The 14,264-nt window shown below is 71.5% G+C and carries 11 protein-coding genes; 7 read left to right on the plus strand and 4 right to left on the minus strand.

Going from position 1 to position 14,264, the window contains the following annotated elements; all coding sequences use genetic code 11:
• Window positions 1-38: 38 nt before the first annotated feature.
• The 4 genes from AB0B68_RS17995 to AB0B68_RS18010 all read right to left on the minus strand — a co-directional run bounded on the left by AB0B68_RS17995 (window position 39) and on the right by AB0B68_RS18010 (window position 4,275).
• The gene (locus AB0B68_RS17995; RefSeq protein ID WP_357199353.1) at window positions 39-1,103 is read right to left on the minus strand and encodes an NADH:flavin oxidoreductase/NADH oxidase; all 1,065 of its coding nucleotides are present in this window, start codon (window positions 1,101-1,103) and stop codon (window positions 39-41) included.
• A gap of 69 nt (window positions 1,104-1,172) precedes the next feature.
• Window positions 1,173-2,465, minus strand: coding sequence for a dicarboxylate/amino acid:cation symporter (locus tag AB0B68_RS18000; RefSeq protein ID WP_357261300.1), 1,293 nt, complete (start codon window positions 2,463-2,465; stop codon window positions 1,173-1,175).
• Window positions 2,466-2,633: 168 nt separating this feature from the next.
• Window positions 2,634-3,317 carry a DUF998 domain-containing protein gene (locus AB0B68_RS18005; protein WP_357261206.1) on the minus strand — a complete coding sequence of 228 codons (684 nt, stop codon included), beginning with the start codon at window positions 3,315-3,317 and terminating at the stop codon, window positions 2,634-2,636.
• The gene (locus tag AB0B68_RS18010) at window positions 3,310-4,275 is read right to left on the minus strand and encodes a glutathione S-transferase C-terminal domain-containing protein (RefSeq protein WP_357261209.1); all 966 of its coding nucleotides are present in this window, start codon (window positions 4,273-4,275) and stop codon (window positions 3,310-3,312) included. The genes AB0B68_RS18005 and AB0B68_RS18010 overlap by 8 nt, the downstream gene beginning before the upstream one ends.
• A gap of 105 nt (window positions 4,276-4,380) precedes the next feature.
• Here AB0B68_RS18010 and pcaF point away from each other — a divergent pair, with 105 nt between their 5' ends.
• The 7 genes from pcaF to AB0B68_RS18045 all read left to right on the plus strand — a co-directional run bounded on the left by pcaF (window position 4,381) and on the right by AB0B68_RS18045 (window position 14,261).
• On the plus strand, window positions 4,381-5,592 hold the full coding sequence (gene pcaF / locus AB0B68_RS18015) for a 3-oxoadipyl-CoA thiolase (protein WP_357261212.1): 1,212 nt from the start codon (window positions 4,381-4,383) through the stop codon (window positions 5,590-5,592).
• A gap of 110 nt (window positions 5,593-5,702) precedes the next feature.
• A complete protein-coding gene (locus AB0B68_RS18020) occupies window positions 5,703-6,515 on the plus strand; it encodes an SAM-dependent methyltransferase (RefSeq protein WP_357261215.1) in 813 nt (270 codons plus the stop codon).
• Between the two features lie 4 nt (window positions 6,516-6,519).
• The gene (locus tag AB0B68_RS18025; RefSeq protein ID WP_357261218.1) at window positions 6,520-8,709 is read left to right on the plus strand and encodes an EAL domain-containing protein; all 2,190 of its coding nucleotides are present in this window, start codon (window positions 6,520-6,522) and stop codon (window positions 8,707-8,709) included.
• 100 nt (window positions 8,710-8,809) lie between these two features.
• Window positions 8,810-9,310, plus strand: a complete 501-nt coding sequence (locus tag AB0B68_RS18030) for a DUF456 domain-containing protein (protein WP_357199339.1) — start codon at window positions 8,810-8,812, stop codon at window positions 9,308-9,310.
• Between the two features lie 409 nt (window positions 9,311-9,719).
• Entirely contained in the window at window positions 9,720-11,306 is a 1,587-nt protein-coding gene (locus tag AB0B68_RS18035) for an amino acid permease (protein WP_357199336.1), read from the plus strand.
• A gap of 115 nt (window positions 11,307-11,421) precedes the next feature.
• Window positions 11,422-12,786, plus strand: a complete 1,365-nt coding sequence (locus AB0B68_RS18040) for a glutamine synthetase family protein (protein WP_355009585.1) — start codon at window positions 11,422-11,424, stop codon at window positions 12,784-12,786.
• Between the two features lie 119 nt (window positions 12,787-12,905).
• Window positions 12,906-14,261 (plus strand): aldehyde dehydrogenase family protein, encoded by a 1,356-nt coding sequence (locus tag AB0B68_RS18045; protein WP_357199333.1) that lies wholly within the window; start codon window positions 12,906-12,908, stop codon window positions 14,259-14,261.
• Window positions 14,262-14,264: the final 3 nt, after the last annotated feature.

The following is a 14,264-nucleotide window of genomic DNA, read 5'->3' on the forward strand; positions in this document are numbered from 1 at the left end:
GGGCGGCTGCTGGGTGAGCAGCCGCCCGACCGGAAGGATCAGGCGCGGGCGTACTGGGCGGGGCCGGAGTACGCGACGCCGAGCTTCGCGGCGGCCCGGCGCGGCCAGTACGGGTCGCGCAGCAACTCCCGACCCAGCAGCACCAGGTCGGCCTCGCCGTTGGCGACGATCTGCTCGGCGTGCTCGGGCTCCACGATCAGGCCCACCGCGCCGGTCGGCACGCCGGCCTCGCGGCGGATCTGGGCGGCCAGCGGCACCTGGTAACCCGGGCCGAGCGGGATCCGCTGATCCGTGCTCACCCCACCGGAGGACGCGTCGACCAGGTCGACGCCGACGCCGGCCAGCTCACCGGCGAGCACCACGCTGTCCTCGATCGTCCAGCCGCCCTCGACCCAGTCGGTGGCGGAGATCCGGGTCAGCACCGGCACGTCCTCGCCGACAGCGGCGCGCACCGCGCGGGCCACCTCCAGGGTGAGCCGCATCCGGGCCGCGCGGTCGCCGCCATACGCGTCGGTGCGGCGGTTGGTCAGCGGCGAGAGGAACTCGTTGAGCAGGTAGCCGTGAGCGGCGTGGATCTCCACGGCGGCGAATCCGGCGTCCAGGGCGCGTACGGCTCCGGCCGCGAACGCGTCGACCACACCGGCGATGCCGGCCTCGTCGAGGCTGGTCGGCGTCCGATAGTCGGCGGTGAAGGGCTCCGAGCCGGGGGCGACGGGCGTCCAGCCGCCCTCGGCGTCCGGCACGCCACCGCGCTCGGGTGCCCAGGGCCGGTAGGTGGAGGCCTTGAAGCCGGCGTGCGCGAGCTGCACGGCCGGCACCGCGCCGTGGGCGGCGACGAACGCCGTCACCGGTCGCCAGGCGTCGACGTGCGCGTCGGACCAGAGGCCGGTGTCCTGTGGGCTGATCCGGCCCTCGGGGAGGACGGCGGTCGCCTCGGTCAGCACCAGGCCGGCCCCGCCGACCGCGCGGCTGCCGAGGTGGATCAGGTGCCAGTCGGTGGGCAGACCGTCGGGGCCGGCGGAGTACTGGCACATCGGTGCCATGGCGATCCGGTTGGGCAGTGTGACCCCGCGCAGGGCCAGGGGAGTGAACAGGGAACTCATGGGCTCATCCTCTCCGACACGGCGACGGGCCCCCGGGGAGAGGGGCCCGTCGCCGTACTGGTGAATCGGTCAGGCAGGAACGGGGGTGAGCTCGGGCCGGGTGTCGGCGACCGGCTCCGGGTCGGTCAGGTCACGCCGGCCGGCGGACTCGTACGCGGCGCGGTCGAGAGTGCCCTCGCGGGCGGCGACCACTGTCGGCACCAGCGCCTGCCCCGCGACGTTGGTGGCGGTGCGGATCATGTCCAGGATCGGGTCGATGGCCAGCAGCAGACCGGCGCCGGCCAGCGGCAGACCCAGCGTGCTGAGGGTCAGGGTGAGCATCACGATCGCGCCGGTCAGGCCGGCGGTGGCCGCCGAGCCGACCACCGAGACGAAGGCGATCAGCAGGTAGTCGCCGATGCCGAGCTGCACGCCGAACACCTGCGCCACGAAGATCGCGGCGAGGGCCGGGTAGATGGCGGCGCAACCGTCCATCTTCGTGGTTGCGCCGAAGGGCACCGCGAACGAGGCGTACTCGCGGGGGACGCCGAGGCGCTCGACGGAGCGCTGGGTCACCGGCATGGTGCCGACCGAGGAGCGGGACACGAAGGCCAGCTCGATCGCCGGCCAGGCGCCGGCGAAGAAGCGCAGCGGGTTGAGGCGGCCGGCGAGGATCAGCACCAGCGGGTAGACCACGAACAGCACGATGGCGCAGCCGACGTAGACGGCCGTGGTGAACTTCGCGAGGGGAGCCAGCAGGTCCCAGCCGTACGAGGCGACAGCGTTGCCGATCAGGCCGAGGGTGCCGATCGGGGCGAGCCGGATGACCCACCAGAGCGCCTTCTGGACGATCTCCAGCAGGGAGCGGTTCAACGCCACGAACGGTTCGGCGGGCTCGCCGACCAGCAGGGCACCGGCACCGACGACGACGGCGAGGAAGACGATCTGGAGGACGTTGCCCTCGACGAACGCGCCGACCGGGTTGGTGGGCACGATGCCGGTGAGGAAGTCGGTCCACGAGCCGGTGTTCTTCGGCGCGGCCGCACCACCCAGGTCGAGGGTCACGCCCCTGCCCGGGTTGGTGAGCAGGCCGAGGCCGATGCCGATGCTCACCGCGATCAGCGCGGTGATGCCGAACCACATCAGGGTCTTGACGGCGAGCCGGGCGGCGTTGGCGACGCCACGCAGGCTGACCACGCTGACCACGATGGCGGTGAAGACCAGCGGCGGCACGGCCAGCTTGAGCAGTTGGACGAAGAGGCTACCGACGGTGTGCAGGGTGCTGGTCAGCCAGCTCAGGTCGTTGCTGCGGGCCAGGAAGCCCAGCGCGACGCCGAGCACGAGGCCGAGCAGGATCTGCACGGAGAAGGGAATTTTGCGCAGGCTGAAGGGCATGAGGATGTATCCAATTGTCCGGTCCGATCGGGGCAGGCGTGGGAACGCGGCTAGCCCGGACAGATGCCACTGGCCTGCAGTCGGAGATCGACATACAGGCGGACAGTGAGGCCCCAGAGATTGGTCATCGCTCGCCGACGATACGCCGATTCCCGCTCATCGGAAGGACCGGACGGCGTGAGGCTCCTTACAGAGGGCCAGCGCGGTGGCGGTGCCCAGGCCCCACAGCACCGCCAGGGCGAGGATCAGCCGTTCCAGCACCCCCACCACCGGGCCTCGACCGATCACGAGCATCGCCAGCCCCACCGTGGCACAGAGCGGCAGGGCCAGCACGGCGGCGACGCCGGCCAGCCGACGCACCGCCCGGCCCGCCGGCACGGAGACGGCCAGCGCGATCATGGCGAAGACCACCGCGGCGGTCGCCGCGATGCTCGCGCCGCCGTGCACCAGGTCCGCCGTCGTCGCGCGCTCGAACGGCGGCAACGGGCAGCCGCCGGAGCAGGTCACCGCTCCCGACACGGCGGTGAACACCGCCCCGGTGGCGAGCAGCGCCGGGGCCGCCGCCCACACCCCGGGAGGCAGCGCCGCACCGATCAGCAGCAACGCGCCGGCAAGGGCCAGAATCCCGATCCGGTACGTCGCGGCGTGGGCGCTGCCGGCAATGCCCGCCTCGCTGACGTACCCGGTGAGCCCTGGACCGGGACCGGCGACCACGGCGAGTGTCACCGCCACCGCACCGGCCAGGGTGCAGCCGGCCGCCGCGGACCCGGCGACCCGGCGGGCGACCTCACCGCGGGCGCTCGGCAGGGTCGGGGCGGTCGGCCGACCCGGCTCAGCCACGCCCGTGCGGCGTGCTCCAGCCGGACTCGTCCGGCCCGAGTGGCACGATGCCGCTGGGATTGATCTCCCGATGCGTGCCGTAGTAGTGCCGCTTGATGTGGTCGAAGTCCACGGTCTCACCGAAACCCGGCGTCTGGAACAGGTCCCGGGCGTACGCCCAGAGCACCGGCATCTCGGTCAGCTTGTCGCGGTTGCACTTGAAGTGCCCGTGGTACGCGGCGTCGAAGCGCACCAGTGTGGTGAACAGCCGCACGTCCGCCTCGGTGATCGCGTCGCCCATCAGGTAGCGCTGCCCGGCCAGCCGCTCGGACAGCGCGTCCAGCCGGGCGAAGAGCGCCCGGAACGCCTCGTCGTACGCCTGCTGGGAGGTGGCGAACCCGCACCGGTAGACCCCGTTGTTCACATCGGTGTGGATCTCGGCCATCAGCGCGTCCATCTCGGGGCGCAGGTCGACCGGGTAGAGATCCGGGGCGTCGGGCGCGTGCAGCCGCCGCCACTCGGTGGAGAAGTCGAGGGTGAGCTGCGGGTAGTCGTTGGTGACCACCCGGCCGGTCACTGTGTCGACGAGTGCCGGCACTGTGACCCGGCCGGTGTAGTCCGGGTCGGTGGCCAGGTACGCCTCGGAGAGGAAGCTCACGCCGAGCACCGGGTCGAAGCCGTCCGGGTCGAGGGCGAACGCCCAGCCCCGCTCGTCCCGGATCGGGTCGACGGTGCCCAGCGAGATCGCGTCGTCCAGCCCGAGCAGGCCACGCACGATCCTCGCCCGGTGCGCCCACGGGCAGGCCCGGCACCAGATCAGCCGGTAACGGCCGGCCTCCAACGGCCAGCGGTCCTGCTCGTCCGGGCCGCCGCCGGGTGGCGAGGTGGAGTCGGCGGTGACCCGACCCGTGAACCGGTTCGGCTGGCGGACGAACGCGCCGCCGCCACTGGTCTCTGCGCTGAACTGGGCCCGGGCCATGCCGTCAACCTATCCGCTGCCGGCGTGGATATCCTGGCGGCCGGCAGCCCTCGTGACCCGGTGGGCGTGCCCCACCCCCGCCGTCTGCACCCCTAAGGACTCGCGATGACCGTGGCATACCTGGTGGCCGGTGTCCGCACCCCGATCGGCCGGTACGCGGGCGCGCTGGCCGGCGTCCGCCCCGACGACCTGGCCGCGCACGTGATCCGGGAACTGGTCGCCCGCCACCCGTCGGTGGACTGGGCGCGGGTCGATGACGTCGTGCTCGGCTGCGCCAACCAGGCCGGCGAGGACAACCGCAACGTGGCCCGGATGGCGGCGCTGCTGGCCGGCCTGCCCGAGGAGGTGCCGGGCAGCACCGTCAACAGGCTCTGCGGTTCGGGCCTGGACGCGCTCGCCACCGCCGCCCGGTCCATCGTCGCCGGGGACGCGGAGCTGGTGATCGCCGGCGGGGTGGAGAGCATGAGCCGGGCGCCGTTCGTCATGCCGAAGGCGACGTCGGCGTACTCCCGCTCGGCCGAGGTGTACGACACCACCCTCGGCTGGCGGTTGGTGAACCCGCTGATGCGTGACGGGTGGGGGGTCGACTCGATGCCGGAAACGGCGGAGAACGTGGCCGCCGAGTACGGCGTCAGCCGGGCCGAGCAGGACGCTTTCGCGTACCGCTCGCAGCAGCGTGCGGCCAGGGCGCAGGCGGACGGCCGGTTCGCCGAGGAGATCGTGTCGGTGTCGGTGTCGGTGCCGGCGGGTCGTCGGGAGACCAGGCTGGTCGAGGTCGACGAGCACCCCCGGGAGACCTCGCTGGACAAGCTGGCCGCGCTGCCCACCCCGTTCCGCGACGGTGGCACGGTGACCGCCGGCAACTCGTCGGGCGTCAACGATGGCGCTGTCGCCCTGCTGGTGGCCAGCGAGGCGGCGGTCGCCCGGTACGGCCTGACCCCGCTGGCCCGGATCGTCGGCGCGGCGGCGGCTGGTGTGCCGCCCCGGATCATGGGAATCGGCCCGGTGCCGGCCACCCGCAAGCTGCTCGAACGCGTCGGCGTCGAGGTGGGCGCGGTGGACGTGGTGGAGTTGAACGAGGCGTTCGCCGCGCAGTCCGTGGCGGTGTTGCGTGAGCTGGGGCTGCCCGTGGACGCCGAGCACGTCAACCCGAACGGTGGTGCCATCGCGCTGGGGCACCCGCTCGGCGCCAGCGGCGCGCGGCTGGCGCTGACCGCCGCCCTGGAGCTGCGCCGTCGCGGCGGACGCCGGGCTCTGGCCACCATGTGCATCGGCGTTGGTCAAGGCATCTCGCTGTTGCTGGAGTCAGCGGCCTAGAGTGGTCCACACCACACGACCCGCGGGTCGACCGGTGCCCACGCGTGCCCGCTGCGCGCCCCGACGCCGGTGCCGTCCCGCGCCGCGGCGATGAACTGGGGAGCACGCTGATGCCGGACGGACTGCCGACCGAGATCGATCTGACCAGGCCGAGCGCGGCCCGAGTGTACGACTACTTTCTGGGTGGAGCGCACAACTTCGAGATCGACAGGCAGTTGGCGGAGCAGATCGCCAGCATGACCCCGAATCTCGCCGCCACCATGCGCTCCGGTCGGGAGTTCCTGCGCCGGGCCGTCCGGGTGCTGCTCGACGCCGGCATCGACCAGTTCCTCGACATCGGCTCCGGAATTCCCACTGTGGGCAACGTGCACGAGGTGGCGCAGGGGGTGAACCCCAAGGCCCGCGTGGTGTACGTCGACATCGACCCGGTGGCGGTCGCGCACAGCCGGGAGTTGCTGGCTGGCAACGACCTGACCGGGGTCATCCACGCCGACCTGCGTGAGCCTGTGCGGATCCTCGCCGAGACCCGACAGCTCGGGCTGATCGACTTCAGTCGCCCGGTGGGCATCCTGCTGGCCGGGGTGGTCCACTTCATCCCGGACGCCGACCGGCCCGAGGCGATCCTCGCCACCCTGCGGGCCGCCGCCGCGCCGGGCAGTTTCCTGGTCGTCTCCCACTCCACGTTCGAGGACCAGCCGCAGGAGATGCTGGACGCCCAGCGCCTCTCCGCCCGCACCGCCACCGAGATCACCCTGCGCTCCCGTGCTCAGGTCACCGGCTTCTTCGGCGACTGGACCGTCCTGGAACCGGGTGTGGTGCACATGCCGCTCTGGCGCCCGGACTCACCGTCCGACGTGGACGAGCACCCGGAGCGGTTCGGCGCCTTCGGGGGCGTCGCCCGGTACGACCAGCCCGCCGGCTGATCCCGTGGCTGCCGTCCCGGACCCCGGCGGGGTCGATGCCGGCCGGGACCCCGGCGGGGTCGATGCCGGCCGGGCGGACGCCCAGGGGTTCGCCGCCGACTGGGCCCGCGCGGTGCGTCGGCTCGGTTTCGTGCCGCTCAGCGTGGCCGAGACCGAGCGGCTGCTGCTGGCGCACACGATCCGGCTGGCCCAGGCGGTCCGGTCGGAGCCGTTCCGCGCGGAAGCGGCCGAGGAGGTCGGGCGGGCCCTGGTGGAGGCGCACCTCACCGAGCCGCAGGCCCTGGAGTGGACGCTGCACGCGTTCGGCGCGACCTTCGGGCACCGGGTGCTGTGCGACGGTGACCAGCCGGCCGACCTCGCCGACCGGATCGCTGCGGTGCAGGGCGGACTGGCCGCCGGGTTCGCCCGTGCGCTGCGCGACCGCACCTTCAGCCAGCAGGAGCGGATCGCCAGGTCGGCCTGGCAGGCGCGCGACGAGGTCGAGCAGGCGCTACGCGAGAGCGAGGCACGGTTCCGGGCGGTCTTCACCGGTGCCGCAATCGGAATCGGGATCGCCGGCGTGGACGGTCAGATCATCGACGTCAACCAGGCGTTCGCCGACATGCTCGGCTACTCGATCGAGGAGCTGCGCGAGACCAACGTGACAGGGCTGATCCACGCCGACGACGCGGCCGGGATGTGGGAGCTCTACAAGGAGATGATCGAGGGGAAGCACGACGCGGCCCGGGTGGAGAAGCGTTACTACCGCAAGGACGGCACGACGGTCTGGACGGATCTGGCCGTCTCGCTGATCCGACACGAGGGTCGGCCCCGATTCACCGTCGCGATGATCGAGGACATCACCGAGCGGTACGAACTCCAGCAGCGGCTGCGCTTCCAGGCGCTGCATGACCCGCTGACCGGGCTGCCCAACCGGACGCTGTTCTTCGAGACGTTGGGACGGGTGCTCGACACCGCGGACGCCGGGCAGCGCATCGGGGTGTGCTTCCTCGACCTGGACGGCTTCAAGGCGATCAACGACAGTCTCGGCCACGACCTCGGTGACCGGCTGCTCGTGATGATCGGCCGGCGGCTGGCCGCCTGCGTGGCCGACCACGGCCACCTGGTCGCCCGGATGGGCGGCGACGAGTTCGTGATCCTCGTCGACGGAGGGGACGACACCGACGACCCGGTCTCCGTGGCGGAAGCGGCGCTGGCCGCCGTCGCTGCCCCGGTCCACGTCGGTGAGCACCAGTTGGCCGTCTCGGCCAGTGTGGGCATCGTCCAGTGCCCGGCCTCGGAGACCAGCGCGTCCGAGCTGATGAAGGCCGCGGACACCACGCTCTACTGGGCCAAGGCGGCGGGCCGGGGCCGGTGGGCGGTCTACGACCCCGAGCGCGGCGCGCGGGACATCGCCCGTGCGGCGTTGGTCGCCGGGCTGCCCGCCGCGCTGGAGCGGGGCGAGTTCGTGCTGCACTACCAGCCGATCGTGTCGCTGCTGGAGGGCACCATGCTCGCGGTGGAGGCGCTGGTCCGTTGGGAGCATCCGGAGTTGGGCCTCATCGGGCCGGACCGGTTCATCGGCCTGGCCGAGGAGACCGGCCTGATCGTCCGGCTCGGCGAGTGGGTGCTGCGGCGGGCCTGCGAGGACGCCGAACGGTGGTGGCGGGAGTTCCCCGACGCCAGGCTCGTAGTCAGCGTCAATCTGGCTGCCCGGCAGGCCGACGAACCGGCCATCGTGGACACTGTCGCCGACGCCCTCCAGACCAGCGGGTTGCCCGCGGAGCTGCTCCAACTGGAGCTGACCGAGAGCGCCGTGATGGGCAGTGCCGGTGAACCCCTGCGCAGCCTGCACCGGCTCGCCGCGCTCGGCGTCCGGCTGGCCGTGGACGACTTCGGCACCGGGTACTCCAACCTGGCGTACCTGCGCCGGTTGCCGATCCACTGTCTCAAGCTCGCCGGTCCGTTCGTGGAGGGCATCCGCGCGGACGGGACCGACGTGGCGGCCGACCACCGCGACGAACGGATCGTCGACGCGTTGGTCCGGTTGGCGCACGCCCTGGAGCTGTGGGTCACGGCCGAAGCGGTGGAGACCGGTGTGCAGGCGGAACGGCTGCGGGCGCTGCGCTGCGACACCGGGCAGGGCCGATTCTTCGGTGCGCCAGCCCCGGCCGACGTGATCACCGCCCGGCTGCACGGCGGAGCGTCGGCGTGAGCGAGGGAACCAGCAGGTACAGCAGCGTGGCGCGAAGCGACGGCACGCGGCGGAGCGGGGGACCGTTCCGGTCCGGAGGGTGGCGACGGAGGATGGCGGCGTGGACCTGACGGACTCGCAGACGGCGGTGACGGTGGTGGCCGGGCTGGCCATCCTGGCCGGGTTGGCCGGCGTGGTGGTGCCGGGCCTGCCGGCGCTGCCGCTGTGCTGGGGTGGCGTGCTGCTCTGGGCGATCTTCGGCGGCGCGGGCCTGGTTGGCTGGGCGGTGTTCGCCGCCGCCACGCTGGTCGCCGGGGGTGGTGCGGTGATCAAGTACGCGTGGCCGGGCCGGAACCTGAAGCGCACCGGTGTGCCGACGTCCACGCTGCTCGCCGGTGGGGTGCTCGGCATCGTCGGGTTCTTCGTGGTGCCGGTCGTCGGCCTGGTGCTCGGCTTCGTCGCCGGGGTGTGGGCGGCCGAACGGCTCCGGCTGGGCAGTAATCAGCTCGCCTGGCCCTCCACAGTGCAGGCCCTGAAGGCCGCCGGCCTGTCGATGCTGGTGGAGTTCCTGGCCGGCCTCCTGGTCGCGGCCCTCTGGGTAGCCGGCCTCCTCCTGACCTGACCCAGCCTGACCCCGCCTCAGCCCCGCGATCTTGCACTTACTGCGCTGACATACGGCGCATCCCGCTGATATCGGCAACTCAAACTGCGAGAGCGGCGCGGTGGAGGGGGCGTGACGCGCGGCGAGGGGACGGGGAGTGGGTGGGGCGCGGGGCACTTTTCGGGTACGGCGGAATGGCCGTACGTGAGAGAGAGGCGTGCCCCGCGCCACCGGGTCGGGCGGTCCGAGCGCCCGGGGTAGGCCCCTGTCGGGCCTGGTCACTGGTCCAGGATGCAGGTCGCGGTGGCCGGTCGGCAACGCAATTAGCCCGACGGCGGTGAGATTCCCACCGACTACGTATTGACCGCCTTGATCGGCCGGGACGACACTTTGCCCACTCGCACGCGGAACCACCTCAGGGAGGTGTGCAGTGGCCACGACGCCCGTGCCGACCGCCGAGCAACCGATGGACGACGACGCCCGACGGCTCGCTGAACTCGGCTACAAACAGGAGTTGCGCCGAAAGTGGAGCGGCTTCTCCAACTTCGCCATCTCCTTCTCGATCATCTCGATCCTGGCCGGCTGTTTCACCACCTTCGGCCAGGCGTGGAACAACGGCGGGCCGGTCGCCATCTCCTGGGGTTGGCCGCTGATCTCGCTGTTCATCCTGATCATCGGCTTCTGCATGGCGGAGCTGGTGTCGGCGTACCCGACAGCGGGTGGGATCTACTGGTGGGCGGCCACCATGGGCCGCCCGGTGCACGGCTGGTTCACCGGCTGGCTGAACCTGATCGGCCTGGTGGCCGTCACCGCCTCGGTGGACTACGGCTGTGCGACGTTCCTCAACCTCACCCTGTCGGCGCTCTTCGACGGTTGGGCCGGGACGCTGCGTCAGGCGTTCGTCCTCTTCGTGATCATCCTGGTGCTGCACGGGCTGATCAACATCTTCGGGCACCGGATCATCGACGTACTCCAGAACGTCTCGGTCTGGTGGCACGTGGCCGGCGCGGCCGTCGTGGTGGCCATCCTGGTCTTCGTGCCCGACAACCACCAGAGCTTCCAGTTCGTGTTCACCGAGCGGTTCAACAACTCCGGATTCGGCGACGGGGACATCGGCGGGCTGACGTTCTGGTTCTACGTGCTGCCGCTGGGCTTCCTGTTGACCCAGTACACAATCACCGGCTTCGACGCCTGCGCGCACGTCTCCGAGGAGACCCGGGGCGCCTCGCAGGCCGCGGCCCGTGGGCTCTGGCAGTCGATCTTCTACTCGGCGGTCGGTGGCTGGATCCTGCTGCTGGCGTTTCTCTTCGCGGCCACCGACGTCGAGGCGGTCAACGCCGCGGGCGGCTTCTCCGGCGCCATCTTCGAGTCGGCGCTGACCCCGGTCTTCTTCAAGATCGTCATCATCATCTCGACCATCGGGCAGTTCTTCTGCGGCATGAGCTGCGTGACCTCGATGAGCCGGATGGCGTACGCGTTCAGCCGGGACCGTGCCGTACCCGGATGGCGGCTGTGGTCGACCGTCGACCGCAACGGCACCCCGGTAAAAGCCATCATCGGCGCTACTTTGGCCGGCCTGGTGCTGACCCTGCCGGCGCTGTACGAGAGCTCCGCCGGTATCCCGATCGCCTTCTACGCCGTCGTCTCCGTCGCGGTGCTCGGGCTCTACCTGTCGTTCCTCATCCCGATCGCGCTCCGCCTGCGGATGGGCGACCGGTTCGTCCCCGGGCCGTGGACGCTGGGCCGCAAGTACAAGCTGTTCGGCTGGATCGCGGTGATCGAGATCGCGATCATCGCCGTCTACTTCGTGCTGCCGATCGTGCCCGCCGGAGTGCCCGGCAACGAAGGGTTCACCTGGTCGGCGGTGAACTACGCGCCGCTCGCCGTCGGCGGGGTGCTGCTCGTGGTCGCCGTCTGGTGGTACGCCTCGGCCCGCACGTGGTTCACCGGCCCGGTTCGTACCGTCGAGGAATCCGCGGGTGCGGCCGACCCGGCGCCGGCCGACGGCCCGGTCTGATCGGCACCCGGCGGGACGGACGGTGCTGCCGTCCCGCCGGGTTTGCGGCCCTTGCCACCGGGGGCATTGACGGTGATCCGGTTTGCCAGTAGACCTTGGTGATGGAGGCCCGCGAATGAGGAAAGCACCGCTCACGCTGGAACAACTGCGGGTCGCCGTCGCCGAGGGCGAGATCGACACCGTGGTGCTGGCCCTCGTCGACATGCAGGGCCGGTTGCAGGGCAAGCGGTTCCACGCGCCCTTCTTCCTCGACCAGGTGGTGGAGGGCGGCAGCGAGGGCTGCAACTACCTGCTCGCCGTGGACGTCGACATGAACACCGTCGACGGGTACGCCATGTCGAGCTGGGAACGCGGCTACGGCGACTTCGCGATGGTTCCGGACTTCGCCACGTTGCGCCGGGTGCCCTGGCAGCCCGGCTCCGCACTGCTGCTGGCCGACCTGACCTGGCTCGACGGCTCGGGTGACGTGGTCGCGTCGCCCCGGCAGATCCTGCGCCGACAGTTGGACCGGCTGGCCGAGCACGGGCTGACCGCGTACGCCGGCACCGAGTTGGAGTTCGTGCTGTTCCGCGACTCGTACGAGGACGCCTGGCAGCGCGGCTACCGCGACCTCACCCCGGCCAACCAGTACAACGTCGACTACTCGCTGCTCGGCACCGCCCGGGTGGAGCCGTTGCTGCGCCGCATCCGGGTCGAGATGGCCGGCGCGGGGCTCACCCCGGAGAGCGCCAAGGGCGAGTGCAACCTCGGGCAACACGAGATCGCCTTCCGGTACGACGAGGCGGTGGCCTGCGCCGACCACCACGTCATCTACAAGAACGGTGCCAAGGAGATCGCCGCCCAGGAGGGGATGGCGATCACCTTCATGGCCAAGCCGAACGAGCGTGAGGGCAACTCCTGCCACATCCACTTCTCGCTGCGGGACTCCTCCGGCTCGTCGGCGATGCTCGGCGACGGACCGGCGCACCTGTCGCAGACCGGGCAGCGGGTGCTCGCCGGGCTGCTGGCAACCATGCGCGAGTTCAGCCTGCTCTTCGCCCCGAACATCAACTCCTACAAGCGCTACCAGCCGGGATCGTTCGCCCCGACCGCGCTGCGCTGGGGTGTCGACAACCGCACCTGCGCCCTGCGGGTGGTCGGGCACGGGCAGGGCATGCGCGTGGAGAACCGGGTGCCCGGCGCTGACGTCAACCCGTACCTGGCGATCGCCGGGCTGGTCGCCGGGGCGCTGCACGGCATCGACGGAGAGCTGGAGCTGGGTGCGGAGTGCACCGGCAACGCGTACGACGACCCGGAGGCCGAGCGCGTCCCCGGCACCTTGCGCGACGCTCTCGCCCTGTGGGAGGAGTCGACGGTGGCCCGCGAGGCGTTCGGCGCCGAGGTGGTGGCCCACTACGCCAACCAGGCGCGGGTCGAGCTGGCCGCCTTCGACGCCGCTGTGACGGACTGGGAGCTCAAGCGTGGCTTCGAACGCCTCTGACCCCGCGCCAACCCGCTCCACCTCCCGCGATCTTGCACTTTGTGTTGGTGGTTCGTGGAAATTCGCGGCTTTTATCGGTGCAGTAACTGCAAGATCGCGCAGGGGTAGGGGGTAGCGGTGTGACGGTTTTGGTGGATCCGGCTTCCGGGGTCGGGTTTCGGGAGGTTGCGGCGGCCTCTGTGGAGGACGTTGACGCGGCTATCGCGCGGGCGAGCGCCGCGTTTGCTGGCTGGCGGCAGGTGGGGGCGGGGGACCGGGCGCGGTTGCTGCGGCGGTTCGCCGCCGTGGTCGACGCGCATCTGGACGAGTTGGCAGTGCTGGAGGTGCGCAACTCCGGGCACACCATCGGCAACGCCCGATGGGAGGCGGGCAACGTCCGCGACGTCCTGGACTACTACGCCGGTGCGCCCGAGCGGTTGAGCGGGCGGCAGATCCCGGTGCCCGGCGGGTTGGACGTCACCTTCCACGAGCCACTCGGCGTGGTCGGCGTGATCGTGCCCTGGAACTTCCCGATGCCGATCGCCGCCTGGGGGTTCGCCCCGGCGCTCGCCGCCGGCAACACAGTGGTGCTCAAGCCCGCCGAGTTGACCCCGCTCACCGCGCTGCGCCTGGCCGAGCTGGCCCGCGAGGCCGGCCTGCCCGACGGCGTCTTCACCGTCGTCCCGGGCGAGGGCTCGGTGGTGGGGGAGCGATTCGTCACCCACCCGGCGGTCCGCAAGATCTGCTTCACCGGCTCCACCGAGGTCGGCACCCGGATCATGGCCGGCTGCGCTGCCCAGGTGAAGCGACTCACCCTGGAGTTGGGCGGCAAGAGCGCGAACATCGTGTTCGCCGACGCCGACCTGGAGCGCGCCGCCGCGACCGCGCCGGGCGCGGTCTTCGACAACGCCGGCCAGGACTGCTGCGCACGGTCGCGGATCCTGGTCCAGCGTTCGGTGTACGACAGGTTCCTGGAACTGCTCGAACCGGCGGTACGCGCGGTGCGCGTCGAAGATCCGTCCCGCGACACCGCCGAGATGGGCCCGCTGATCTCCGCCGCCCAACGGGACCGGGTCGCCGGCTACCTCGACGGGGCGAAGATCGCCTTCACGGGCTCCTGCCCGGACGGCCCCGGGTTCTGGCACGCGCCAACCGTGCTGCTGGCCGACTCACCGGCCGACCGGCACTGGCGGGAGGAGATCTTCGGCCCGGTGGTCTCGGTGCTGCCGTTCGACGACGAGGCGGACGCGATCCGGCTCGCCAACGACACCGAGTACGGGCTCTCCGGCTCGATCTGGACCCGGGACGTGGGTCGGGCCCTGCGCCTTGCCCGCGCCGTCGACGCGGGCAACCTCAGCGTCAACTCGCACTCGTCGGTGCGCTACTGGACCCCGTTCGGCGGGATGAAGCGCTCCGGGCTCGGTCGTGAGCTGGGCCCGGACGCGCTGCTTTCCTTCACGGACGTCAAGAACGTGTTCATCGCGACGGAGGAGTGACGC

Source organism: Micromonospora sp. NPDC049049 (assembly GCF_040649115.1).
GTDB lineage: Bacteria > Actinomycetota > Actinomycetes > Mycobacteriales > Micromonosporaceae > Micromonospora.